Below are 22,653 nucleotides of genomic sequence, written 5' to 3' on the forward strand. Positions count from 1 at the left end.
ATACACGCAAAGGGGTTGCTTGACATCAAGTAAACACGTTTAGGTTGAGTAGATCAACTGACGATCAGGCCTGCGAACGCAACATCTGGTAAACACACTGTGTCGGATATAGAAATACTGAAAATGCGTTGGAGACAGTATGAAACTTGCCGAGACAGTGACATTCGGAGGCTCAGGACTTGACCGTGCGGCCGAGCTACGCGGTGACGCACAGGGGCTTGAAGCCGCACGCAAGAGCGGGCGGGCTGATATCATCGCGCATTGGCGTGGCAAGCCTTTGGTGCAAGGCGACACTTTGGTGCGGTTGCCCGCTGATCACCCGCTGTTTGTCGATCTTGGCGTCGCGCCGCTGCTTCTCGGGCGTGAAGGCGGGCGGCTACTGTTCGTGCATGATCTTTCGGCGTGGCAGCCTGATGATCTCGACAAAGATGCGATGAACACATTTCTCGACCCCACTGAGCAGCACCATCCGTGCCTGCCCGATGACCAGAGGTTTGTAGAGTTGCGCGGCTGCATGACGCGGCTGAGCGCGAGAGACGCCGAACTGACAACAACCGCCAAGGCCGTTCTGAGCTGGCATCGTTCGCACCGCTTTTGCGCCGTTTGCGGGCAGGAAAGCACGCTGGCAATGGCCGGTTGGCAGCGATCTTGCGGCAGCTGCGGCGCGCAGCATTTTCCGCGCACTGATCCGGTTGTCATTATGCTGATCACCCGAGGCAACAACGTGCTGATGGGCCGTTCTCCGGGCTGGCCCGAGGGCATGTATTCGCTGTTGGCGGGCTTTGTTGAGCCGGGCGAGCCTATCGAAGCTGCCGTGCGCCGCGAAGTATATGAGGAGGCGGGTATCAGGGTTGGGGAGGTCAGGTATTTGTCGAGCCAGCCTTGGGCTTTCCCTTCATCACTGATGTTTGGATGCGCAGGCGAGGCTCTGGATGAGGAGATCACTATCGACCCTGTCGAGATCGAAGATGCGCGTTGGTTCAGCCGTGAAGAGATGGTTCAGGCCTTTGCTGGTGAGCATCCGCTCTTGAAACCGGCGAGGGAGGGCGCGATTGCGCATTTCCTGTTGCAAAACTGGCTTGCTGACAGGCTTGACTGAGCGACTGGCTTGCTTGAACACCTATTCCCGCGCATAACGAAAGAAAATATGAGGCCCGAATGCAGCTCATCACAAATCACGATATCGAAGCGCCGATAGAACATGTGTTCACGAGCGTCACCGACTTTGACGGCTTTGCCCGTCGGGCGTTGAGACGTGGCGCTGAAGTGAGCCGTGTCGACAGTTGCACAGAAGACGGTGAAGGCATGATCTGGGACACTGCCTTCGGGTTTCGCGGCAAGTCGCGGAAGATGCGCATTGAGCTGACAGAATTCGATGCTCCCAACAAGATCGCAGCGCAGAGCGAGATGACCGGATTGAACGGCATGCTGGTGATGGACCTGGTGGCCCTGTCGCGCCAGCGCACTCGCCTGAGCATTGATCTCACGCTTGCGCCACAATCGCTTTCTGCGCGGCTATTGGTGCAGTCGTTAAAGCTGGCACGCGGCAACCTGACCAAGCGGCTTTCAAAGCGTCTGGCGCAGTTTGCGACCGAAATTGAAGAAGACTACAAGCGCAACGCATAGTGCCTGCTCTTGTCGGGGTGCGGCGACTTCTGTATCTCGGGCGAAACCGGCTTTTGGGGGGAAGCAACTTGACCACACAGTTTGACAGTTCAGCGCGCAAGATACGCGCCGCGATTGCGCTTGCCGCGGTTCTGCTTTTGCCAGCTTGCCTCGCTGAAAGCACAGCGTCCAATCAGGATGCAGCCAGGCCCTTTGCCTTCGGCAGCAGAACATTGGTTGCGACGTCGATTGTGCCCGACAGGGTGACGGCCAAGGGGCCAAGAGGCTATTGCGTTGACAAACGTTCGGTGAAGACGGGGCGCGCCAGCGGTTTTGCTATGCTGGCGCCTTGCGCGGCTTTGGGCGGCAAGCCGACGGGCAGTGAAGAACCTGTCTTGCTAACCATTCAGGCACAACCCAAAGGTTTGCAGGCGGCATCGACAACGGCGGCAGGGCTGGCAGAAGCCTTTGCCGGACATGGCACGGTTCACAAGGAAACCGGTGACGGGCTGAGCCTTGTGCAGCTTCAGTCTGGCGGCGATGCCATTGTGCCGAACGGCGAGCCAAAGCATTGGCGCGCAACGCTGGCTTTCAACGGCTATCTTGTCGGGCTGGCGGTATATTCGGAGAAGGGCGGTGCAGCTGCAAACAAACGCGGCAAAGCACTGCTACTGGCCTTTGCAGAAGAGGTTCTTGAGGCAAGCCCGCTTTACTCGGCTGATCCGGCTTTGGCGCAAGCACAGACCACCACCAAGCCCAAAAACGCTAAACTCTTTGCTATTGTCGACTAAATTAACGCAATGAGACCTTTTCGTTAACTTTGTTTCCATTATGATAACAGTCAACACCGTGATCCACCGCGAACCGTCTGGCAGTTGAACTCTATGGCTCTTGCGAAAAACAGCTCGTTTTTGAAACGCAACCTTTACCGGCTTTCATTGCGGCGTTGGGCGAAGGCGGCGCGCAGTGCACGTGCTGCAAGCATTGAACAGTTGCGACAGGAACGCAACGAGGCGCGGAAGCTCAAGAGCCAGCTTGATAGGCTTATTCACGTCGCTGACGAGCGGTTGGCATTGCCGATGGTCGGCTCGTACTCCTTTGAGAAGCCGTTTGACTCTGACTGGGCGTGGCGGCCCGAGTTGTGGCGTGGGCCTTTGGCCAAAATCGGCATGAGTTCGGCCCAGAACAAAGAAATGCTGGGCAGTGAAGTGACGTTGTTTCACGATTGCCAGCACTCGGAACTGACACTGCGCCAGATCAGAAACACCCGCGAGGCGGATTTGGCGCCATACGGTCTGCGCCTTGATGTTTTCAAGTTTGACGGGTCTTTCCTGTCGGTCGTGGTCGATATGCCCGGGGAGGGCGCGCAGGGTTTGTTGAAGAAACACCTCATCCGTGTGCACACAATTGTCGAGTTTGAAAAGCCTCTCGAAATTTTTGCACGGCTGAACATCAAGAACGGGCCGAATGTTGAACAAATCGTGCGGGAAATGCCGCTCAATCAGCAGGATGTGGCTGTTGAATTTGACCTTGCCTATTCGAAGCTCAATGAAAAGCGGATCGAGAAAATCTGGCTTGATCTGATCTTCGAAGGCCCTGAAATGAACCAAGTGGTATTGCGTGACCTTACCGTGTCGCGCAGACCACGAGCCGAGCTATAGAGGCAAGCTATGAGTGATCTGATTGTTACAAAGCGCCGGTTGATCGAAGGCAAATGGGAGGGCGTTGTTTCCCGGGCCGATGGTGGCACGCAGCCTGAAACGCCGCGCATTTCGGTGACGCTTGAGGGCAAGCAGGTGGAAGGTATTGCGCTGAAACAAGGCGCGGGCAACGACTGGGAGCTGTGTGTTCCAGTGCCTTCCGAGGCGATCTCGGACGGCTTGCGCACAGTGCTCGTTCAGGACAGTCAGGACGGCACGGTATTGGCGGGCATCGCTTTGCTGTGTGGCGAGGCGCTTGATGAAGATATCCGCTCCGAAGTTGAGCTGTTGCGGCAAGAGCTTGACATGTTGAAACGCGCCTTTAGGCGCCACTGTGTCGAGACCAGCTAATTCAATGACCGAAACAACCAACCTGAGTGAGGCGGCATTTAAGGCCACCGAAATTGACGCGTTGTTCCCGACAGAACGCAGCACCCACAGGCCGCGCATCTTGTTGCTTTACGGCAGTTTGCGCGAGCGCTCGTTTAGCCGTTTGGTTGCCGAAGAAGCTGCGCGCATTCTTGAAAAGCTCGGCTGCGAGGCGCGGCTGTTTAACCCTTCGGGTTTGCCTTTGGTCGATGACTGTGAGGACGGACACCCCAAGGTGCAGGAGCTGCGTGACTTGGTGATGTGGTGTGAGGGCATGGTTTGGTCAAGCCCCGAGCGGCACGGTGCAATGACTGGCATTATGAAGACCCAGATTGATCACATCCCGCTGGCGCCCATCGGCGGTGTGCGCCCCACGCAAGGCAAGACGCTCGCTGTGATGCAGGTTGAGGGCGGCAGCCAAAGCTTTAACACTGTCAACCAGTTGCGCATTTTGGGCCGCTGGATGCGCCTGCTGACCATTCCCAACCAGTCATCTGTGCCCAAAGCATGGGACGAATTTGACGAGCAAGGCCGCATGAAACCCTCGCCGCTTTACAACCGCGTTGTTGATGTGATGGAGGAGTTGGCAAAGTTCACGCACCTCACACGCGACATCAAAGATCACTTGGTTGATCGCTACTCCGAGCGGGTTGAAAGCCGTGAAGAGTTGTCAAAACGGGTGAACAAAGCCAAAGACTGACGCCGCGTTTGACGTGACTTGCGACGAGATTTGCAGCAGTTTCTGCGCAAACAAGGGAGTCGCCGAATGTCACAGTATCCGAATATGCTTAAGTCGCTTGATCTGGGCCATACCACGCTGAAGAACCGCGTGATCATGGGCTCGATGCACACCAATCTTGAAGAGACCAAGAACTGGAACCGCGTTGCCGAGTTCTATGCGGAACGCGCCCGTGGCGGTGTTGCGCTTATGGTGACGGGCGGCATTGCACCCAACCACGAGGGCGGTGTCTTTCCCGGCGCGGCGGGGCTTTACACCGATGAAGATATTGCCAACCACAAGGTTGTCACCGACCGCGTGCATGACGCTGGCGGCAAGATCGCCATGCAGATTTTGCACGCCGGGCGCTATGCTTACGGGCCCGAATGCGTGAGTGCGTCACCGGTGAAATCACCGATCAGCCCGTTCCCGCCCAAGGAGCTTGATGAAGCCGGTATCGAGAAACAAATCGCTGACTTTGCGACTTCGGCAGTTAACGCCAAGAAGGCGGGATATGACGGTGTCGAGATCATGGGATCAGAGGGATATTTCATCAACCAGTTCCTCGTGACGCATGTAAACAAGCGCACGGATGGTTGGGGCGGCTCGTATGAAAACCGCATGCGCCTGCCAGTTGAGATCATGAAGCGGGTGCGGGCCGCTGTTGGTGCCGATTTTATCATCATCTATCGGTTGTCGATGATTGATCTCATTCCCAACGGCAGCACCTTTGAGGAAGTTGTGCAGCTTGCGCAGGCTGTTGAGGCTGCCGGTGCGGACATTATCAACACCGGCATCGGCTGGCACGAGGCGCGTATTCCGACGATCGCAACCAGCGTGCCGCGTGCGGGCTTTGCCTGGGTGACCAAGAAGTTGATGGGCAAGGTGAGCATCCCGCTGATCACGTCTAATCGCATCAATACGCCGGAAGTTGCGGAAGATGTTATTGCAAGCGGTTGCGCCGATATGGTGAGCATGGCGCGGCCTTTCCTTGCCGATCCGCATTTTGTTGCAAAGGCCGAAGCCGGACGCGCCGCTGAGATCGCGCCTTGTATTGCCTGCAACCAAGCCTGCCTCGACCACACTTTCCAAGGCAAAGTGTCGAGTTGCTTGGTCAATCCACGGGCCTGCTATGAGACAGAAATTCTGCTTGAACCTGTTAGCACGCCTAAGAAAGTCGGCATTGTCGGCGCGGGGCCAGCTGGCATGAGCACGGCGATTGCTGCCGCCGAGCGTGGCCACGATGTGACGGTGTTTGACCGCGCTGATCAGGTTGGCGGGCAGCTCAATATGGCCAAGCAAATTCCGGGGAAAGAAGAGTTCTGGGGCTTTGTCGAGTGGTTTGAGACAATGGCGAAGAAGCACGGCGTGAAGCTTGAGCTTGGCCGTGAAGTTGGCGCGCCTGACTTGGCTGGGTTTGACGAGGTGATCATCGCAACGGGCGTTGTTCCGCGTGATCCGCAGATACCGGGGCAGGACATGAAGCATGTTGTTGACTACATCGACGTGCTGCGCGGCAAGGCCGAACTCGGCAAACGCGTGGCAGTGATTGGTGCCGGGGGTATTGGCTTTGATGTATGCGAATACCTGACGCAAGCCGGCGAAAGCCCGACGCTAAACCTTGAGGAATGGAAGGAAGAGTGGGGCGTTGGCGACCCGTCTGAAACCCGTGGTGGTTTGGCTGATGCGGGGCCAAAGCCGGAAGCTCCGGCGCGAGAAGTTGTGCTCTTGCAGCGCAAGGCGACGCGGCATGGCAAGACACTTGGCAAGACGACGGGCTGGATCCACCGCGCGACTTTGAAGATGAAGGGTGTCGAGATGATTGGCGGTGTGAATTACGAGCGCATTGATGAAAGAGGCCTGCATGTGAGCTTTGGCGAGGCGCGTGAAAACCCGACTTTGGTTGAATGTGACAACGTGGTGCTTTGCGCGGGGCAAGTGAGCGAGCGCTCGTTGGCGGATGCGCTTGAGGGCACGGGCACCACTGTGCATGTGATCGGTGGCGCGGATGTGGCCTCTGAGCTTGATGCCAAGCGCGCGATCGACCAAGGCACAAGGCTTGCAGCCGCGCTCTAAGGCGTAGGCTTGTGCTTTGAGTATTTAGGCAAATGGAAAGTACTAAGGGGCGCTCTTTAGGAGGGCCTCTTTTTTTGCCTTGAGTTTGGATTCATTTTTGATGGTGCGGTTGAGCTTTAGAAACTCGGCTTGCAAGTCCTGGCTGTTGGCGGTGTTCTTTGGTGGCACGGGATGCAGAGCCGCGCGGGTTTTTGGAGGGATGTTGAGCAGATCAAGCAAGGCCGCAGCGGGGCCTTCAGCGCGGTTCTGCGTGTCTTCTAGAGCGGAGGTAAACACAGGCCGCGGCGCAAGGGCCTTCGAGAGCTGCGCGGCTTCGCTTGCGGGACTGAGATTTTCGGGGAAACGGGCCTTGAAACCGTCGAACGTGTCAGTGAGGCGGATCGAGCGCAAGAGGTGTCCATAAACGGAGCGAAGCCAAGGCTCTCGGGCGCGGGTTGTGTAAAAGAAGGTGATGTCTACGTCTTTTCCAAAGCGGCGCTCAAGCTCTTGGATGATCACCGCTGCGAGGGCTTTTGCAGGGCGCACATATGACGTCATCAGCCCGCCAGTGACGCGGCGATGGCCTGGCATGCCGCCTGAGAATGTCTCGCGCGACAGGATGATAGTTTGATGATCGGGAATGTTGCTCAGGAAGCTGCGCAAAGCCAGCCGGAACTTACGGCGACGGTGCGGAAAGGGCCGTTGCGCGTAGATACGTGCATGAGCACCGGCTCGGTTGAAATCAAGCTTGCCATAATAGGCAAGGTGCGGCGCAAGGGCGGTTTTGTTTCTGCTGAAAAAGTCTTGCAGGCTGGTGGTGCCTGTCTTGTGAAAGCCTGCGTGGACGATCACTTTAGTCATTCAAACAGGCCCTCGGGCGGGTCAGCGATGATCCGGCCTGCGGCGAGATCAACGGTGGGCACTGCGGCTTTCGAGAAGGGCAGCAGCACCGAAGTTTTGAGGTTAGGGCTGTGGACTTCAAGCAAGTCGCCTGCTCCGTGGTTATGGACCGACTTCACTTTTCCCAGCTCGGTTCCGCCGGTGTCGAGCACAGTGAGGCCGATGAGGTCGGCATGATAGAACTCGTCATCGGGCAGGCTTGGGAGTTGGTCACGGCGCGCGAAGAGCTTGATGCCGCGCAGCGCATCGGCCTGTTCTTTTGTGGCGACGCCCTCAACGCGGGCCGCGAAACCGTTGTTGATTTTCTGAGCAATGGTGAGGGTGATTTCCTCGCCGTCTTCCGTGCTCAAGGGGGAGTAATTTGCGATGTCTTCCGGCTCGGCAGTAAAGCTTTTGAGGCGCACTTCACCGCGCACGCCAAAAGCGCCAGCGATAGCCCCGACGCAGGTTGTTTGATCACTCATCTTTCAACTCCTCGGCAAAGGCCACTTTGCGCGTCGCCGCCTGCGGCTTGGCATTTTTCGGAGGCACCTGCGCGTTCATAAAACACGCCAGCCAGAAATGTGCTGCCGATGAGTATGAGTGTTCGTATGGGGCGAAAGAGCATAGCCATAATCCGGATAGAAAAGGGGCCGGAGGTTTACCCGTCCGGCCCGCGTTTCTTTAGCTTTCGGCTGTTTCTTCAGCTGCGGCTTCTTCAACCGGAGCTTCTTCTGCTGGAGCAGGCGCTGCTGCAGCTTCGGCTGCTGCTGCGGCTTTGGCAGCTTTCTCTTCAACGCGCTCCTGGGCTTTCTTGCCTGGCAGACCTTTTTTCAGGTTGGCGCGTTCTTTCTTCTCAAGAACACCAGCCGCTTCGAGCATACGCGAGATACGGTCAGTTGGCTGTGCGCCTTCGCTGAGCCAATACTGGATGCGCTCCATGTTCATTTTCACGCGCTCTTCGCTGTCTTTTGGCAGGAGCGGGTTATATGTGCCGAGCTTTTCGATAAAGCGGCCGTCGCGTGGCATACGGCTGTCAGCCGCAACAATGCGATAGAAAGGGCGCTTTTTTGAGCCGCCACGGGCGAGACGAATTTTCATAGCCATGATAGTAATTCCTTAGGTGTTATCTTGATGAGATTGATGATGCTGAATGACTTCAGCGATGATGAAGTTGAGAAACTTCTTGGCGAATTCGGGGTCAAGTGACGCCCGTTTTGCCAAATCTTCTAGCCGTGCGATCTGCGCCGTTTCGCGGGCAGGATCGGACGGGGGAAGGTCGTGTTCGGCTTTGAGTTTCCCCACTGCCTGAGTGTGCTTAAAGCGCTCACCGAGGGTGTAGACGAGGATGGCATCAAGCCGGTCGATGCTGTCACGGTGCTCCTTGAGCAGCTCAGCGGCGCGGATTGTTTCGGTGCTCATGCGTAGGCCTCCATTCCGCCTTGCGCGGCGTCGTTTGGTGACAGGTGCCGCCAGACTTCGATCGGGCCATATTCGGGGTCGTCATACATCTGCTCAAAACTGGCCCCGAGGCGTTTGGCCACGGCTTTTGAGGCTTCGTTTGCTGGGTCGATCTGGCTGATGGCGGTGTCCCAGCCGAGAGCCTCATAGGCATATGCGCGCGCTATGAAGGCGGCTTCGGTGGCGTAGCCTTTGCCTGTGGCGGTCGGCATCAATGTCCAGCCGATCTCGCGCTCAAGCCAGCCATGCGGGAACCAGAGGCCAACGCGGCCTTGGTAGGTTTTTGTTTCTTTGTCTTCGAGCGCCCAGAAGCCGAAACCGCGAATGGCCCAGTGGCCGATTATGGCTGCCATGAGGCGCCATGTTTCATGCGGTTTTTTCGGGCCGCCGACAAAGCGCGAGGCGTCAGAGCTGTAGAACGCGGCCTCTGCATCAAAGTCTGCTTCGCAGGGCGCGCGCAGCACCAGCCGCTCTGTCGTGAGCGTCGGAATTGTTATGGTGAGCGCGTCGGTCATTGCTTATTTCTTTTTCCCGAAACCTGAGAGGCCAGAGGGCAGGCCCATGCCGCCTCCGAGGCCGGGGAGTTTGCCGGAGGCGCCGAGCTGCTTGGCGGCTTCTTCCATCGCTTTCGGATCCATGCCGGCGAGTTCTTTTGGCATGCCGCCTTTAGAGCCGAGCATACCCTTCATCGCTTGTTTGAGCATGCCGCCTTTGCCCTTGCCGAGCTTCTTCATCATGTCCGACATCTGGCGCTGCATTTTGAGCAGCTTGTTAAGCTCGCTCACTTCAAGGCCCGCACCCTTGGCGATACGCTTTTTACGCGAAGCCTGCAGGATCTGCGGGTTGGCGCGCTCGCGCTTCGTCATCGACTGGATCAGGGCGATCTGGCGTTTGATGATCTTGTCGTCAAAGCCTGCGTCTTGCACTTGCTTGGCCATTTTGCCCATGCCCGGCATCATGCCCATGACGCTTTCCATGCCGCCCATCTTCATCATTTGTTCAAGCTGCATCTTCAGGTCGTTCATGTTGAACTGACCCTTCTGGAAGCGCTTCATCATGCGTTCGGCTTGTTCGGCCTCGATGGTTTCTTGGGCTTTCTCAACAAGCGAGACAATATCGCCCATGCCAAGGATACGGCCAGCGATGCGTTCAGGCTCGAATGTCTCAAGCGCGTCCATCTTTTCACCGAGGCCAACAAAGCGGATCGGCTTGCCGGTGACGGCGCGCATTGACAGGGCAGCACCGCCGCGCCCGTCGCCGTCCATTCGCGTGAGGACAACGCCGGAAATGCCGATTTTGGCGTCAAACTCTTCGGCGACTTCGACCGCGACTTGGCCAGTCAGGCCGTCGACCACCAAAAGTGTTTCGCGCGGGTCAACGACATCACGAACGTCTTCGACCTCTTTCATCAGGACTTCGTCGATCTGCAGGCGGCCTGCGGTGTCGAGGAAGTAAACGTCATAGCCGCCGAGGGCCGCTTGTTGCTTGGCGCGTTTGGCGATGTTGACGGGTGTTTCACCCTTCACGATCGGCAGGGTGTCAACGCCGATCTGGGTGCCGAGGATGGCCAGCTGATCCATCGCGGCGGGGCGGTAAACGTCGAGGGAAGCAAGCAAGACTTTCTTGCCTTCCTTCTCTTTCAAGCGCTTGGCGATCTTACCGGTCGTGGTGGTTTTACCGCCGCCTTGTAGGCCGACCATAAGGATCGGCGCAGGCGGGTTGTCGATCTTGAGTTTGCCCGGGTCTTCTTCACCGCGCAGGGTATCAACAAGCGCATCGTGAACGATTTTTACAACTTGCTGGCCGGGCGTAACTGACTTTGTGACAGATTGGCCTGTGGCCTGTTCCTGCACCTTTTTAACAAACTCGCGTGCGACGGGCAGTGAAACGTCAGCCTCAAGCAGGGCAACACGCACTTCGCGCAGCGCGGTTTTGACGTCGTCTTCTGACAGCGCGCCTTGCTTGGTCAGGCGATCAAAGACACCGGTGAGGCGTTCGGATAGGTTCTCAAACATCTGGTCGGCTCCTTTAAAGCGCTGCGTTCAGGCCCGATGTAAGACGCGGGCCGCCCAATATCAAATTCCAACAAGAAACTCCCCCGTGGGCGAAACTCGCTGACGGGGGGCGATCTTGACAGAATTAAGACCGGAAGCATTTTGACTTCCGGATGTTGCGCCTGCATTTACGCGTGGGGGCTGTTTACGTCAAGTGATACATTTTGGGCGCAATCAAGAGCGCTCGTCCGCGCAAGCCGCAAATTTTCCAAAATTAGCTTGTTCGCAAAATATGGCAGCGATAATATGGAGTTGGTAATTACCATTTAACTCGAGGTACTAATATGAAAAACGTAGCAAAGTTCGCCGCAATCGCAATGATCGCAGCTCCTACTTTCGCATCAGCCGGTAGCATGACTGCTCCTGCAGATGATGACACGGTATATGTTGACCCAACACCAGCCGGCTCATCAGCTGGTTCGCTCGGCTCAATGGGCACAGGCGGCGCGATCGCGCTTGGTCTCGTAGCTCTCGCAGCAGTAGCGGCATCAAGCGGCTCATAAACCAACAGACGCTTTTTAAATCAGCGCCTTACACGTTCTGTATTCTAGTTGCAGGGCGTGCGGGGCGCTGATTTTTTTTGTCCGGAGTTTGGGTGAGCCCACTGAAGTGACGTCCTATCATCGGGCGGCGGAACCGGGCAGTACAAACAGCGCAAAGGGGTTGGCAGCTTGACCGCTGGGCAGTAGATTTTACGTCTGGATCAAGCGTTTGTTGTTGGTTTGGAGCTAGGCTCCGAGAAGAACCCACGAACCAACTCGATACAAGCGAATCGCAGAGCATTTCTTGGGTGTTTTGATGCAGACCTTCACACCAGAGAGAAAATTTTAGAAGCTTGGAGTAGTTATGCAGAACTGGGACGAGATCAGAACTGCGTATTTTGTGGCCAAGAAGGGCACAGTGAGTGGCGCAGCCGAAGTTTTGGGCCTTCACCATGCGACAGTGATCCGACATGTTGATGCGCTAGAGGAGCAGCTGAAAACCAAGCTTTTTCAGCGGCATGCACGCGGGTATACACCAACGGAAGCCGGGCAAGAGCTTTTGAAGGCTGCGCAGAGCGCCGACGACGAATTTTCTCAACTTGAAGGCAAGATCAAGGGCCGCAGTGACGTTGTTGAGGGCGAGTTGGTGATCACCTCGCTGGCGCAGTTAACGGGCACTCTGATGCCGATCATCAAAGACTTTCAGGACATCCATCCGAATGTGACTGTGCGCTACCTTGCGGGTGAAAAGCTACTCCGGCTTGAGTTCGGCGAGGCGCATGTCGCTATCAGAGCAGGTGAAAAAGCACCTGACCAAGACAATAATGTTGTGCAGCACCTGGCAGATATGAAGATAAGCCTGTTTGCGGCGCCGAGTTACATAAAACAACACGGCAGGCCTGAGGGCATGTCTGACTTGAGCCAGCACAGGTTTATCGGATCGGCGCAGGAAAATGCGCGGGCGCCGTATTTTCGCTGGATGGCCGAGCATGTTGAAGAAACCCAAATTGTTTTGCGGGCGGATGACTCGCGCGCAGCAGAGTCAGCCGTGCGCGCAGGTATCGGGCTTGGCTTTCTCCCGGAAGGCTCGGGACAAGCTGATCTGGTGCGGGTCGCGGGGCCGGAACGCGACTGGGCGGCAAAGCTTTGGTTGGTGACCCATGTAGACCTGCACCGCACAGCCAAGGTGCAGGCATTCACCCAGTTTCTGAAAGCTCAGATGGCAGGGTGATGTGGGTCTCGCTTCGAATGCAAGTTGTGCCTCACCTTAACTTCGAAACGCTTTAGGGCGCTTCTCTCCCAAACTCGGCATTGAGGAAGGCTTCGAAGGCATCGAGATTGACGGGCTCGAACTGGCCAAAGCTCTGCATCCATGTCGAGGCGGCTTTGAGGGCGTCTGGCTCCAGTTTGCACCACTTCACACGGCCGCGCTTTTCCTGACTGATCAGGCCCGCGCGGGTGAGGATCGTCAGATGTTTGGAGATCGCAGCGAGGCTCATCTCGAAGGGCTCGGCAACGTCGGTGACGGCCATATCATCTTCCAGCAACATCGCCAAAATTGCACGGCGGGTCGGGTCGGACAGGGCCGCGAAGGTGTTGTCGAGGGGCTCGCTCATGGGGTGTTTGTGGCGCGGGCGGCGTTTTTCGTCAACCGTTTGGTTAAGTGTTGTGGGGGGCGGATTTGAGTATTTTGTCAAAAGGAAAGCCGGCCGTTTTGTAAGATTAACTGAATGGTTGAATATTGAAGTGGGTGGTTTTGAGGGGGTGCGACAAACCGGCAATGGTGAATATTTGTTATTTATCAATGCCTTGGATATCTGCTTCAGCGGCTTGACTCAGAGGGTGCAGCGCAATACTTACTGCGCAACTGTCCATGAGGGCTTTTTGAGTGTCGAGTCGCGAAAAACAAGATCAACTAGATGACTTGGATAAGCGGATAAGTGCGGCGAAAGCGGCGCATACGCCCAAAGACCACATGGAGGAGCACTATTCTCAGGCGAATGTTGCCTGGCGGATGGTGATCGAGTTGGTGGCCGGATTGGGCATTGGCTTCGGGATCGGATACGGGCTTGATGTGCTGTTTGGCACGCTCCCCATCTTTCTGGTTCTGTTTGTATTTCTGGGCCTCGCGGCTGGAGTGAAGACGATGCTTCGTTCTGCCGAGGAGATCCAAAAGGGTAATATGGCCGAAATGGCCAAACGAAACGAAGAGGGTTAGACATGGCGTCTGAAGCACACGGCGAAGAGACTGGCGGCTTGGTATTCCACCCGATGGATCAGTTCATCGTGAAGCCATTGTTTGGTGACGGCGCAGTCAGCATGTTCACCATCACAAACGTCACGCTTTGGTTGGCTCTGTCAGTTGTTGCTGTGATCTTGCTTATGGTGCTTGGCACGTCACGCCGCGCGACTATTCCTGGTCGCACGCAGAGTGTTGCCGAGCTGGCCTACGGTTTTGTCTACAAAATGGTTGAAGATGTAGCCGGTAAAGATGCTGTCGGCTTTTTCCCATACATCATGACGCTGTTCATGTTCATCGTCTTCGCCAACTTCCTTGGCCTGATCCCGATGAGCTTTACCACGACATCACACTTTGCTGTGACGGTTGTGCTGGCGATGCTGGTGTTCCTGACGGTTACCATTGTTGGCTTCGTGAAGAATGGCACCAAGTTCCTGGGCCTGTTCTGGGTTGCATCAGCGCCTTTGGCCTTGCGCCCTGTGCTGGCGATCATTGAAATCATCTCGTACTTCGTGCGCCCCGTTAGCCACTCAATTCGTTTGGCTGGTAACGTTATGGCGGGCCACGCAGTTATCAAAGTTTTTGCAGGCTTCGCGGCGATCGCCGTTGTCAGCCCTGTCTCCGTCGTCGCGATCACCGCGATGTATGGCCTCGAAGTTCTCGTAGCGTTTATCCAAGCCTACGTTTTCACCATTCTGACCTGCGTGTATCTTAAAGATGCTCTGCATCCTTCGCACTAGGGTTTGAACAACTAACTATCTTTTAACTTCCAATCGTAAGGAGAAATACTCATGGAAGGTGAACTCGCACACATCGGCGCAGGCCTCGCAGCAATCGGTTCAGGCGCAGCCGCCATCGGTGTTGGTAACGTAGCAGGCAACTTCCTTGCCGGCGCACTTCGCAACCCGTCAGCTGCAGCATCGCAAACAGCGACACTGTTCATCGGTATCGCTTTCGCAGAAGCTTTGGGGATCTTCTCGTTCCTCGTAGCTCTGCTGCTTATGTTCGCCGTCTAACTTTTCGGAACACGATCCTTACGGCCGGATGGGCCTAACAGCTCATCCGGTAACTTAGGTAAGTTCCTTAAGGGAGAGGCTATCATGGCTACAGAAACGCACGAGGCCGCAGGGCACGCTGCTGCAGCAGCCCCAGGCATGCCACAGCTGGATTTTTCCAACTGGGCCAACCAGATTTTCTGGCTGCTGGTCACGCTTGTCGTGATTTACTTTGTGCTGTCGCGCATTGCCCTACCACGCATTGGCGCGGTTTTGGCTGAGCGTCAGGGCACAATTACTAATGATATCGCCAAGGCTGACGAGCTGAAGCAAAAGGCAGTTGAGGCAGAAGAAGCCTACAACAAAGCCCTTGCTGATGCGCGCACCGAGGCTGGCAACATCGTTGCTGAAGCGAAAGCCGAGATTCAGAAAGAACTGGATGTTGCTCTTGCCAAGGCGGATGCCGAGATTGCGGCGAAAGCGGCAGAAGGCGAACAAGCGATTGCAGAAATTCGCGCCGGCGCGCTGAAAAGCGTTAAGGACGTGGCCAAAGACACCGCCAAAGAGCTTGTCTCGGCGATGGGCGGTAAGGCTGACGCCAAAACGCTCACAGCGGCGATCAACGCACGGATGAAGGGGTAAAACATGCGCAATCTGACTGTACTCCTCGCTCTTGTTATGGCCTCGCCTGCTTTCGCGGCGGACGGCCCGTTCCTCTCACTGAAGAACACCAACTTCATTGTGTTGCTTGGCTTCCTTTTGTTCATCGGGGTTTTGTTCTACTTCAAAGTTCCGGCGATGCTCGGCGACATGCTTGATAAGCGTGCCGAAGGCATCAAAGACGAGCTTGAAGAAGCACGCCGCCTACGCGAAGACGCCCAGAAGCTTCTGGCCGACTACGAGCGCAAGCAAAAAGAAGTGCAAGAGCAAGCCGACCGCATTGTAGCCCACGCCAAGGAAGAGGCGGCTGAAGCTGCTGAAGTGGCTAAGGGTGATATCAAGGCTTCGATCGCACGTCGTTTGCAAGCGGCTCAAGACAAGATCGCTTCTGCTGAAGCATCTGCTGTGAAAGAAGTGCGTGACACTGCTATCACGGTTGCGGTTGGCGCGGCGAAAGACATTGTTGCCGATCAGATGACCGCTGCAGGCGGCAACAAGCTGATCGACGAGGCGATTGCCGAAGTTGACGCTAAGCTGCACTAAGCTTTCAGAAAACTATTGCAAAAGCCCGGTTCACTGAGCCGGGCTTTTTTGCATTCACGACTGCTCGCCATGTTCGTAACGAAGACGGGCGATGCTTTCGTTTTTGTCTGATTTGATTTGGTCAGCGAGTGTCGCATTGACAAAATCGAGGTGGCTTTCAACTGCTCTACGGGCAGCGGCAGGATCTCGCGCTTGCAGAGCTTCGTTGATCTTCTGATGCTGCGATAACAACTCTTCGCGGTTTACATTTTGCTGAAAGATGCGCGAGCGGTTATAGAACACGCCTTGCTTGAGCAGATCAAAGATCGAGCGCATCATGTGGAGCATCACGACGTTATTGCTCGCCTCAATGATCGACATGTGAAAGGCAGCATCAAGTTCAGCTTCTTTTGCAGGGTCACCCCGTCGCTCGCTTTTTTCCATGGTCTGGTAGGCCTGGTTGATAACCTTCAGATCAGTTTCAGACGCCAGTCGCGCAGCGCGCTCGGCAGCGATGCCTTCCAGATCACGGCGAAAGGCGAGGTAGTCAAACACAGCTTCGTCATGCAACGAGAACAACTCGATCAAGGCATCGGAAAAGGCCGAGCCAAGCACGTCAGCAATGTAGACACCCGAGCCCGCCTTGGACATCAGCAAGCCGCGATCTTGCAGGTCGCCGATAGCCTCGCGAAGCGACGGCCGTGACACGTTAAGGCGCTCGGCCAACTCGCGCTCTGACGGCAGACGTTCACCAGGGCGCAGGATACCGCGCAAAACAAGTTGTTCGATCTGCCGGACGACGACATGGCTGAGCTTTTCGGGCTGAACGGGTTGAAACGGCATGGCTTCCCTTTGTCACGTCGCTAGGAACAATTGGTAAAATGATATGACCTACAACGCAAAGCTTCAACCCTTAGCAGCGTTGCTTGTTCGAGTTGGAAGCGATGGCCCGCGGAAGACTGGTCTGCACGTGTTTCTTTCATTGTTAACCGCTTGTTAAGCATGTCGCGCCATCTTGAAAGCATGAGATACATTGCCATTGCGTTAACCCTGCTCGCCGCCTGCGACACGCCGAGCCTCCCTTTTCGGGGGGCGCCGCTCAGCCGGATCGTGGTTGACGGTAGCAGTTTTGATATTCGTGTTCACGACAGGCGGGCAGAAGCAATCAGAACCAACTCGGAATGGGCTCCGCGGATGTCAACCGTGGCGCCCCGCGCGGTTGCAGCTATCGAGCAAGCATCGGGCTGCACAGTCAAACGTTTGCGCGGGGATCAGGCGATGATAGTGGCTGACTTGAAATGCAAAGGACAGGACGTGCCACCAGCGCCGCAAAACTTGAGCTGTGACAGCAACGGAGCGCCGTACGAAGGCCTCGGCGGAGAAATGACCTACGATATAAGCTGCTCGCTTACATCAGGCTAACGGCTTTCACGGTTGTCTTGCTCGCGTTTTTCGCGCTCCTGAACCTGCGCTGGTGTGCCGCCGGACGTGTCCGAGCTTTTGCCGCCAAAAATGCCTTCGAGCAGCCTGTCAATACCGGTGCTTGTCTGGGTGCTGTTTGACTGCGCAGCCTCGGCAGTCGCGGGCTGGCCTTCGCCGGGTTCTGGAGCACGCATCGGTAACACCCGTGACGGCAGGCCCTCGTGCGCGCGCTTCATCGCCACACGCCAGATTTCGGCAGGCAGGCCCGACCCAGTGACACCGGTGAGCGGGGTGTTGTCGTCATAGCCGATCCAGACACCGGCAACATAGTCGGCGGTGAAACCAATGAACCAAGCGTCCTTGGCCGATTGCGATGTTCCGGTTTTTCCCGCGACATCACGCCCTTCAAGGGCCGCTTTTCGGCCTGTGCCCTCGGTGACAACTTTGTTCATCATCCAGGTGAGCTTTTCGGCTGCTTCTTGTTGGATGACCCGCTCGCCTATGCCGCCGGTCGCAGACATCAAAGGCTCGTTGTTGCCAAGCAGGCGGAGCTCGACAAGCCCGTAAGGAGCCACAGCGCTGCCGCCATTCAGGATGCCGGCATAGGCGCCGGTAAGTTCAAGCAATGTCACTTCTGACGCGCCGAGGGCGATCGCAGGGCCGGGGGCCATTTTGGAGCCGATGCCAAACTCGGTTGCAACTTTGCGCACCACATCGAGGCCGACTTCATTCGCAAGCTTGACGGCGGGGATGTTGTAGGACTTTTCCAGTGCTTCGGTGAGCGTAACCTGACCGTGAAAGTTGCGATCGTAGTTCTTCGGGCAATACTCGCTCGAGCCGGGCACCTTGATGCAATACTCCGCATCTTCGATGATATCGAGAGGTGAGCGCCCAACGTCGAGCGCGGCCGCGTAGACGAAGGGTTTGAACGACGAGCCGGGTTGACGCTTGGCTTGGGTTGCGCGGTTGAACTCTCCGGAAACCTTGGTTTTGCGCCCGCCGACAACGGCGCGCACGGCGCCGTCTGCCGACATGATCACAATTGCGGCCTGTGCCTTTGAGCCGGGCTTTAACTTGGCGGCAAAGACTTCTTGCATCGCGGCCTCGGCGGCACGCTGCACGCGTTGGTCAAGCGTGGTGCGGATGATCACATCTTCCGTTGTGTTACGGGTGAAAAACTCCGGGCCTGTTGTCATAACCCAGTCGGCAAAGTAGCCTCCGGCCTTGGCCTGAGCGGCCTTTGAAAGCGTTGCAGGGTTGCCCTGAGCTTCACGCGCCTGAGCGTGCGAGAGGTAGTCTTGCTCTTCCATCAAACGCACGACTGTCGCGGCGCGGGCCTGCGAGCGCTCAAGGTTGTTTGTCGGCGCGTAGCGCGACGGGGCAACAAGAAGGCCGGCAAGCATAGCCGCTTCAGCCGGATCAACTTCGGCCGCCGATTTGCCAAAATAGCGTTGCGATGCTGCTTCAAAGCCACGTGCACCGGCTCCGAGGAAGGCGCGGTTGATGTAAACTGTGAGGATTTCATTCTTGGTGTATTTGAACTCCATCGCCATCGCATAGACGGCTTCCTTGGCTTTTCGCCAGAGCGAGCCTTCGCGGCAGTCGGCTTCATAAGCGGTTTCATCTTTCCAACGGCTTGGATCAAACGGGGTGCCGAGACAGATGAGCTTTGCGGTTTGCTGGGTGAGCGTCGAGCCGCCGTGGCCAGAGAGCGGGCCGCGACCTTCGCTAAGGTTGATTTTTACGGCAGATGCTATGCCGCGGGGCGACAGGCCGAAGTGTCGGTAAAAGCGTTTGTCTTCGGTGGCGACAATGGCGTTTTTGAGGTGCGGTGAGACGCTGCTTGCCGTCACTGCACCGCCGAACTGGTCACCGCGCCAGGCAAAGACAGTGCCTTTGACATCAAGCAGTGTGACGGAGCCACGCGAGCGTCCGTCAAACAGTTGTTCGACGGGCGGCAGTGTATAGGAGACGTAACCAACGCTCAGCCCGAGAATGAGTATGCAGACAAGGCCCATACGCCAGCCAAAGGCCCAGAGGATTTTGAACGGCCAGATGAGAAGGCCATATAGAACGCGGCGAATTATCCCGCGTTGTGCCTTGGGCTTGGTGGCCTTGCGCTTGGCTGGTTTGCGCTTTTTGGCAACCGGCTTTTTAGCGGCCGCACTTTTCTTGGCGGGTTTCTTTGGAAAGCGGCGCTCGGCGACAAGCGGCTTTTTGCGTCCTGAATTACTCATTATCTGGCCCTGCTCGGAGCTTGTTGTTGCGTGACCATAACCGCTGGAAGCGGAAATGTAGAGGGGAAAGAACCGCAGTTTTGCGCGTGTTTGTGCAGTTTTTGATGGAAACCAACACAATTTCGCAGGACAGGTGCGACAGCCTGAATTCACCGAGGTAGATTAACCTAAATGCTCATCTCCTGCATGGCCGAATCGCGCGTGTATATGCTAGTTGTTGTGGCATGCCTGAGATCACCCCCCATATAAGCCAATCACCGCCGGTGATCCGCCAGCTTGACGACGCCGCAATCAACCGCATCGCTGCTGGCGAAGTCGTTGAGCGGCCTGCTTCAGCAGTGAAAGAGCTGGTTGAAAACGCGATCGACGCCGGCGCACGGCGCATCAGAATTGATGTGGCTGACGGCGGAAAGACGCTGATCAGAGTGACAGATGATGGCTGCGGCATGAGCCCTGAGGATTTGCCCTTGGCGCTGTCACGTCACGCGACATCAAAAATTGACGGCTCTGATTTGCTTAACATTCATACCTTTGGTTTTCGCGGTGAGGCATTGCCGTCGCTCGGCGCTGTCGGCCGCCTCGGTATCACCAGCCGTGCGGAAGGCCACGCGGCAGCGATGATAGAGGTGAGCGGCAGTCAGGTGGGCGCTGTTAAGCCAGCGGCGGGCGCGCAAGGCACGCGTGTTGAGTTGCGAGATATCTTCTATGCCACACCTGCGCGGCTAAAGTTCATGCGCTCTGATCGCGCCGAGATGCAGGCGATCTCCGATGTCGTCAAGCGGCTTGCGATGGCGGAACCCTACGTTGCCTTCACGCTCAGCGATGTGTCAGGCGGCGGTGAAGGCCGGGTAAAGTTCCGCACCGAGGCCGAAAGCGGCGATATGTTTTCGGCGTTGCACGGCCGCTTGGGGCAGGTGATGGGCCGCGACTTTGCTGACAACGCCTTGGCGATTGACGCGACCCGCGAAGAGATCAGGTTGACAGGCTATGCGGCCTTGCCGACATATTCGCGCGGCAGTGCCGTGGCGCAGTTCTTTTTTGTCAATGACAGGCCCGTCCGCGACAAGCTGCTGATCGGCGCCTTGCGCGGCGCTTACTCCGACTTTCTCAGCCGCGACAGGCACCCCGCTGTTGCGCTGTTTGTAACCTGTGCTCCGACACTGGTTGACGTAAATGTTCACCCTGCGAAATCAGAAGTGCGCTTTCGGGATCCGGCGATGGTGCGTGGGCTGATTGTGAGTGCTCTTAAACATGCGCTGGCCGAGGCGGGGCATAGGGCGTCGTCGACTGTGGCGGACGCGGCTTTGGGGGCGATGCGGCCCGAGTTTAGCGAGCCGCGGGTGTACCAGATGGACCGCCCGGGTTCGGGCGCTAGACACGCAGCCTATCAAGCGCAAGCGCCCGGTTTTGCCGATATGGCGAGCGACTACTCGGCGCGGGTTGAGGCAACGCCTGTCGTTGATGAACTGGATGTTGAGGGCCTGCCGCTGGGAGCCGCGCGCGGGCAGGTGCATGAGAATTACATCGTCGCACAAACGCAGAACGGCATGGTGATTGTTGACCAGCACGCCGCCCACGAGCGGCTGGTTTACGAGCGACTCAAGCGCCAGATGTCAGAGAACGGTGTGCGTGCGCAGGCGCTTTTGATCCCTGAGATCGTGAGTATGAGCGAAGGCGATTGCGCGTTGTTGCTTGAAGCTGCGGGCGACCTTGCGCAACTTGGTTTGACACTTGAGCCCTTTGGCGGCGGCGCCGTGGCAGTGCGTGAAACTCCGGCGATCTTGGGTGAGGTCAACGCCGAAGCGATGTTACGTGATATCGTAGATGAACTCACCGACGGTGGCACGACAAGCACGGTGAAGGACAAGCTGGAAGCGGTGCTTTCACGGGTGGCTTGTCACGGCTCGATACGCTCCGGACGCCGGATGCGCGCCGAAGAGATGAACGCATTGCTGCGCGAGATGGAAGCAACACCGCACTCGGGCCAGTGCAACCACGGGCGACCGACATATATTGAGCTGAAACTCAGCGACATCGAAAGGCTGTTTGGCAGAACATGATCGAACTAGCGGGATATCAGATTAGTGAAATGAGCTTGCTTGTGACGGGGGCTGTGCTGATTGCGCTGCTGTTCCTGATGCTGTTTTTGGGCATGCGCGCGGCGGCCCGTTCGGCCAGCATGACCGAACCTCTGGTGCACCAGATCGGCAACCTCGGTGCGCGGGTGCAACAGCTTTCAGACGGACAGCAACAGCTCGCTGGCGGGCTAACACATGTGAGCGAAGCGCAGGCTGCGTCGCAAGCCAACATGCTGCAACTGATGGAAAAACGCCTTGCCGATGTGAGCGGCAAGATGAACGAGAACCTTGTTGGATCAGCGCAGCGAACGGCTAAATCTCTTGGAGAATTGCAACAGAGACTGGTGGCGATCGACAAGGCACAGGACAATATCACCAAGCTGTCGGGTGACGTTTTGAGCCTGCAGGATATCTTGAGCAACAAGCAAACGCGCGGGGCGTTCGGGGAGATCCAGCTCAATGATATTGTCACCAAAGCCCTGCCGAGCGACGCCTACAAGTTGCAGGCCACGCTGAGCAACGGCAAGCGTGCTGACTGCCTGGTGCATTTGCCAAATCCGCCCGGGCCAATTGTGATTGATGCGAAGTTTCCGCTGGAAGCCTATGAGGCGCTGCGCCGTGCCGAGAACGACTGGCAAGTGAACGAAGCGGCGAAGATGCTACGCGTGTCTATCAAGAAGCACATCAAGGATATCAGTGAGAAGTATATTCTTGATGGGGAAACCGCTGACGGCGCGTTGATGTTTTTGCCTTCCGAGGCGATCTATGCAGAACTTCACGCCAACTTCCCCGAGTTGGTGCGCGAGGGCTTTTCTGCGCGGGTCTGGATCGTTTCGCCGACGACCTGCATGGCGACACTCAATACCATGCGGGCGATCTTGAAGGATGCTCGGATGCGAGAACAGGCAGGGGCGATCAGGCGCGAGTTGGGCCTATTGTTTGGTGACGTTGAGCGGTTGAGCACACGGGTTGAAAACCTTGATCGGCACTTTGGGCAGGCCTCAAAAGACATCGCTGATATCAAAATTTCGGCAGATAAAGCCGGGCGCAGATCAAGACGGCTTGATAACTTTGATTTTGAAGAGCTTGCGCCTGATGATCCGACGATTGTCCCCCTCAAAGCACCAGAGTGACCACAAACGCTTGCTTGCGCCAGATCAAGGCGCGGGATTAAGAT

26 protein-coding genes are annotated in these 22,653 nt (G+C 56.8%); 17 read left to right on the plus strand and 9 right to left on the minus strand.

The annotated features are described in order from the left end of the window. The first annotated feature begins 139 nt into the window (after nucleotides 1-139). The 7 genes from nudC (at nucleotide 140) to KO498_RS07220 (ending at nucleotide 6,468) form a co-directional block, all read left to right on the plus strand. Nucleotides 140-1,099, plus strand: coding sequence for an NAD(+) diphosphatase (nudC, locus tag KO498_RS07190; protein WP_215959191.1), 960 nt, complete (start codon nucleotides 140-142; stop codon nucleotides 1,097-1,099). 59 nt (nucleotides 1,100-1,158) lie between these two features. Continuing rightward, nucleotides 1,159-1,626: an SRPBCC family protein gene (locus tag KO498_RS07195; RefSeq protein ID WP_215959192.1), complete on the plus strand. Its 468-nt coding sequence runs from the start codon at nucleotides 1,159-1,161 to the stop codon at nucleotides 1,624-1,626. Between the two features lie 68 nt (nucleotides 1,627-1,694). After that, the gene (locus KO498_RS07200) at nucleotides 1,695-2,396 is read left to right on the plus strand and encodes a hypothetical protein (RefSeq protein ID WP_215959193.1); all 702 of its coding nucleotides are present in this window, start codon (nucleotides 1,695-1,697) and stop codon (nucleotides 2,394-2,396) included. Between the two features lie 93 nt (nucleotides 2,397-2,489). After that, nucleotides 2,490-3,266 carry a DUF6478 family protein gene (locus KO498_RS07205; protein WP_215959194.1) on the plus strand — a complete coding sequence of 259 codons (777 nt, stop codon included), beginning with the start codon at nucleotides 2,490-2,492 and terminating at the stop codon, nucleotides 3,264-3,266. 9 nt (nucleotides 3,267-3,275) lie between these two features. Further along, nucleotides 3,276-3,656, plus strand: a complete 381-nt coding sequence (locus KO498_RS07210) for a hypothetical protein (RefSeq protein WP_215959195.1) — start codon at nucleotides 3,276-3,278, stop codon at nucleotides 3,654-3,656. 4 nt (nucleotides 3,657-3,660) lie between these two features. Continuing rightward, on the plus strand, nucleotides 3,661-4,374 hold the full coding sequence (gene arsH, locus KO498_RS07215; RefSeq protein ID WP_215959196.1) for an arsenical resistance protein ArsH: 714 nt from the start codon (nucleotides 3,661-3,663) through the stop codon (nucleotides 4,372-4,374). Nucleotides 4,375-4,440: 66 nt separating this feature from the next. Next, a complete protein-coding gene (locus tag KO498_RS07220) occupies nucleotides 4,441-6,468 on the plus strand; it encodes an NADPH-dependent 2,4-dienoyl-CoA reductase (RefSeq protein ID WP_215959197.1) in 2,028 nt (675 codons plus the stop codon). 42 nt (nucleotides 6,469-6,510) lie between these two features. On the opposite strand, the gene KO498_RS07225 is transcribed toward KO498_RS07220, so the two are convergent. The 6 genes from KO498_RS07225 to ffh form a co-directional block, all read right to left on the minus strand. Next, a complete protein-coding gene (locus KO498_RS07225; protein ID WP_215959198.1) occupies nucleotides 6,511-7,308 on the minus strand; it encodes a hypothetical protein in 798 nt (265 codons plus the stop codon). Further along, on the minus strand, nucleotides 7,305-7,811 hold the full coding sequence (gene rimM / locus KO498_RS07230) for a ribosome maturation factor RimM (protein ID WP_215959199.1): 507 nt from the start codon (nucleotides 7,809-7,811) through the stop codon (nucleotides 7,305-7,307). The genes KO498_RS07225 and rimM overlap by 4 nt, the downstream gene beginning before the upstream one ends. Nucleotides 7,812-8,010: 199 nt before the next feature. After that, complete coding sequence (rpsP, locus tag KO498_RS07235; RefSeq protein WP_215959200.1) at nucleotides 8,011-8,433, minus strand: 30S ribosomal protein S16; 423 nt, start codon at nucleotides 8,431-8,433, stop codon at nucleotides 8,011-8,013. Nucleotides 8,434-8,445: 12 nt separating this feature from the next. Further along, on the minus strand, nucleotides 8,446-8,748 hold the full coding sequence (locus tag KO498_RS07240; protein WP_215959201.1) for a chorismate mutase: 303 nt from the start codon (nucleotides 8,746-8,748) through the stop codon (nucleotides 8,446-8,448). After that, nucleotides 8,745-9,302: a GNAT family N-acetyltransferase gene (locus tag KO498_RS07245; RefSeq protein WP_215959202.1), complete on the minus strand. Its 558-nt coding sequence runs from the start codon at nucleotides 9,300-9,302 to the stop codon at nucleotides 8,745-8,747. Before KO498_RS07245 ends, KO498_RS07240 begins: the two co-directional genes overlap by 4 nt. Nucleotides 9,303-9,305: 3 nt before the next feature. After that, nucleotides 9,306-10,802, minus strand: a complete 1,497-nt coding sequence (gene ffh, locus KO498_RS07250; RefSeq protein WP_215959203.1) for a signal recognition particle protein — start codon at nucleotides 10,800-10,802, stop codon at nucleotides 9,306-9,308. 323 nt (nucleotides 10,803-11,125) lie between these two features. On the opposite strand from ffh, the gene KO498_RS07255 reads away from it, so the two are divergent. Further along, nucleotides 11,126-11,344, plus strand: a complete 219-nt coding sequence (locus tag KO498_RS07255) for a hypothetical protein (RefSeq protein WP_215959204.1) — start codon at nucleotides 11,126-11,128, stop codon at nucleotides 11,342-11,344. Between the two features lie 343 nt (nucleotides 11,345-11,687). Continuing rightward, nucleotides 11,688-12,554 (plus strand): LysR family transcriptional regulator, encoded by an 867-nt coding sequence (locus tag KO498_RS07260; RefSeq protein WP_215959205.1) that lies wholly within the window; start codon nucleotides 11,688-11,690, stop codon nucleotides 12,552-12,554. A gap of 52 nt (nucleotides 12,555-12,606) precedes the next feature. On the opposite strand, the gene KO498_RS07265 is transcribed toward KO498_RS07260, so the two are convergent. Continuing rightward, nucleotides 12,607-12,939, minus strand: a complete 333-nt coding sequence (locus KO498_RS07265; RefSeq protein ID WP_215959206.1) for an ArsR/SmtB family transcription factor — start codon at nucleotides 12,937-12,939, stop codon at nucleotides 12,607-12,609. A 272-nt stretch (nucleotides 12,940-13,211) separates the two neighbouring features. Here KO498_RS07265 and KO498_RS07270 point away from each other — a divergent pair, with 272 nt between their 5' ends. The 5 genes from KO498_RS07270 to KO498_RS07290 all read left to right on the plus strand — a co-directional run bounded on the left by KO498_RS07270 (nucleotide 13,212) and on the right by KO498_RS07290 (nucleotide 15,760). Continuing rightward, nucleotides 13,212-13,541: an AtpZ/AtpI family protein gene (locus KO498_RS07270; protein ID WP_215959207.1), complete on the plus strand. Its 330-nt coding sequence runs from the start codon at nucleotides 13,212-13,214 to the stop codon at nucleotides 13,539-13,541. A gap of 2 nt (nucleotides 13,542-13,543) precedes the next feature. After that, entirely contained in the window at nucleotides 13,544-14,302 is a 759-nt protein-coding gene (locus tag KO498_RS07275) for a F0F1 ATP synthase subunit A (protein WP_215959208.1), read from the plus strand. A gap of 51 nt (nucleotides 14,303-14,353) precedes the next feature. Continuing rightward, complete coding sequence (locus KO498_RS07280; protein WP_108827259.1) at nucleotides 14,354-14,578, plus strand: F0F1 ATP synthase subunit C; 225 nt, start codon at nucleotides 14,354-14,356, stop codon at nucleotides 14,576-14,578. An 84-nt stretch (nucleotides 14,579-14,662) separates the two neighbouring features. Next, on the plus strand, nucleotides 14,663-15,199 hold the full coding sequence (locus tag KO498_RS07285) for a F0F1 ATP synthase subunit B' (protein WP_215959209.1): 537 nt from the start codon (nucleotides 14,663-14,665) through the stop codon (nucleotides 15,197-15,199). Between the two features lie 3 nt (nucleotides 15,200-15,202). Continuing rightward, nucleotides 15,203-15,760, plus strand: a complete 558-nt coding sequence (locus tag KO498_RS07290; protein ID WP_215959210.1) for a F0F1 ATP synthase subunit B — start codon at nucleotides 15,203-15,205, stop codon at nucleotides 15,758-15,760. Nucleotides 15,761-15,814: 54 nt separating this feature from the next. Here the strand turns inward: KO498_RS07290 and KO498_RS07295 are convergent, their stop codons facing one another. Then, the gene (locus KO498_RS07295; RefSeq protein ID WP_215959211.1) at nucleotides 15,815-16,582 is read right to left on the minus strand and encodes a FadR/GntR family transcriptional regulator; all 768 of its coding nucleotides are present in this window, start codon (nucleotides 16,580-16,582) and stop codon (nucleotides 15,815-15,817) included. A 180-nt stretch (nucleotides 16,583-16,762) separates the two neighbouring features. On the opposite strand from KO498_RS07295, the gene KO498_RS07300 reads away from it, so the two are divergent. After that, nucleotides 16,763-17,161: a hypothetical protein gene (locus KO498_RS07300; RefSeq protein ID WP_215959212.1), complete on the plus strand. Its 399-nt coding sequence runs from the start codon at nucleotides 16,763-16,765 to the stop codon at nucleotides 17,159-17,161. Here KO498_RS07300 and KO498_RS07305 read toward each other — a convergent pair. After that, the gene (locus tag KO498_RS07305; protein ID WP_215959213.1) at nucleotides 17,158-19,398 is read right to left on the minus strand and encodes a transglycosylase domain-containing protein; all 2,241 of its coding nucleotides are present in this window, start codon (nucleotides 19,396-19,398) and stop codon (nucleotides 17,158-17,160) included. The two genes, KO498_RS07300 and KO498_RS07305, sit on opposite strands and share 4 nt — an antisense overlap. Nucleotides 19,399-19,622: 224 nt before the next feature. Between KO498_RS07305 and mutL the strand changes: the two genes are divergently transcribed. Together mutL and KO498_RS07315 are read left to right on the plus strand one after the other, a co-directional pair. Continuing rightward, on the plus strand, nucleotides 19,623-21,458 hold the full coding sequence (gene mutL / locus KO498_RS07310) for a DNA mismatch repair endonuclease MutL (RefSeq protein ID WP_215959214.1): 1,836 nt from the start codon (nucleotides 19,623-19,625) through the stop codon (nucleotides 21,456-21,458). Further along, on the plus strand, nucleotides 21,455-22,609 hold the full coding sequence (locus tag KO498_RS07315) for a DNA recombination protein RmuC (RefSeq protein ID WP_215959215.1): 1,155 nt from the start codon (nucleotides 21,455-21,457) through the stop codon (nucleotides 22,607-22,609). The genes mutL and KO498_RS07315 overlap by 4 nt, the downstream gene beginning before the upstream one ends. Nucleotides 22,610-22,653 lie beyond the last annotated feature (44 nt).

The sequence above is a fragment of the Lentibacter algarum genome (assembly GCF_018860975.1).
GTDB lineage: Bacteria > Pseudomonadota > Alphaproteobacteria > Rhodobacterales > Rhodobacteraceae > Lentibacter > Lentibacter algarum_A.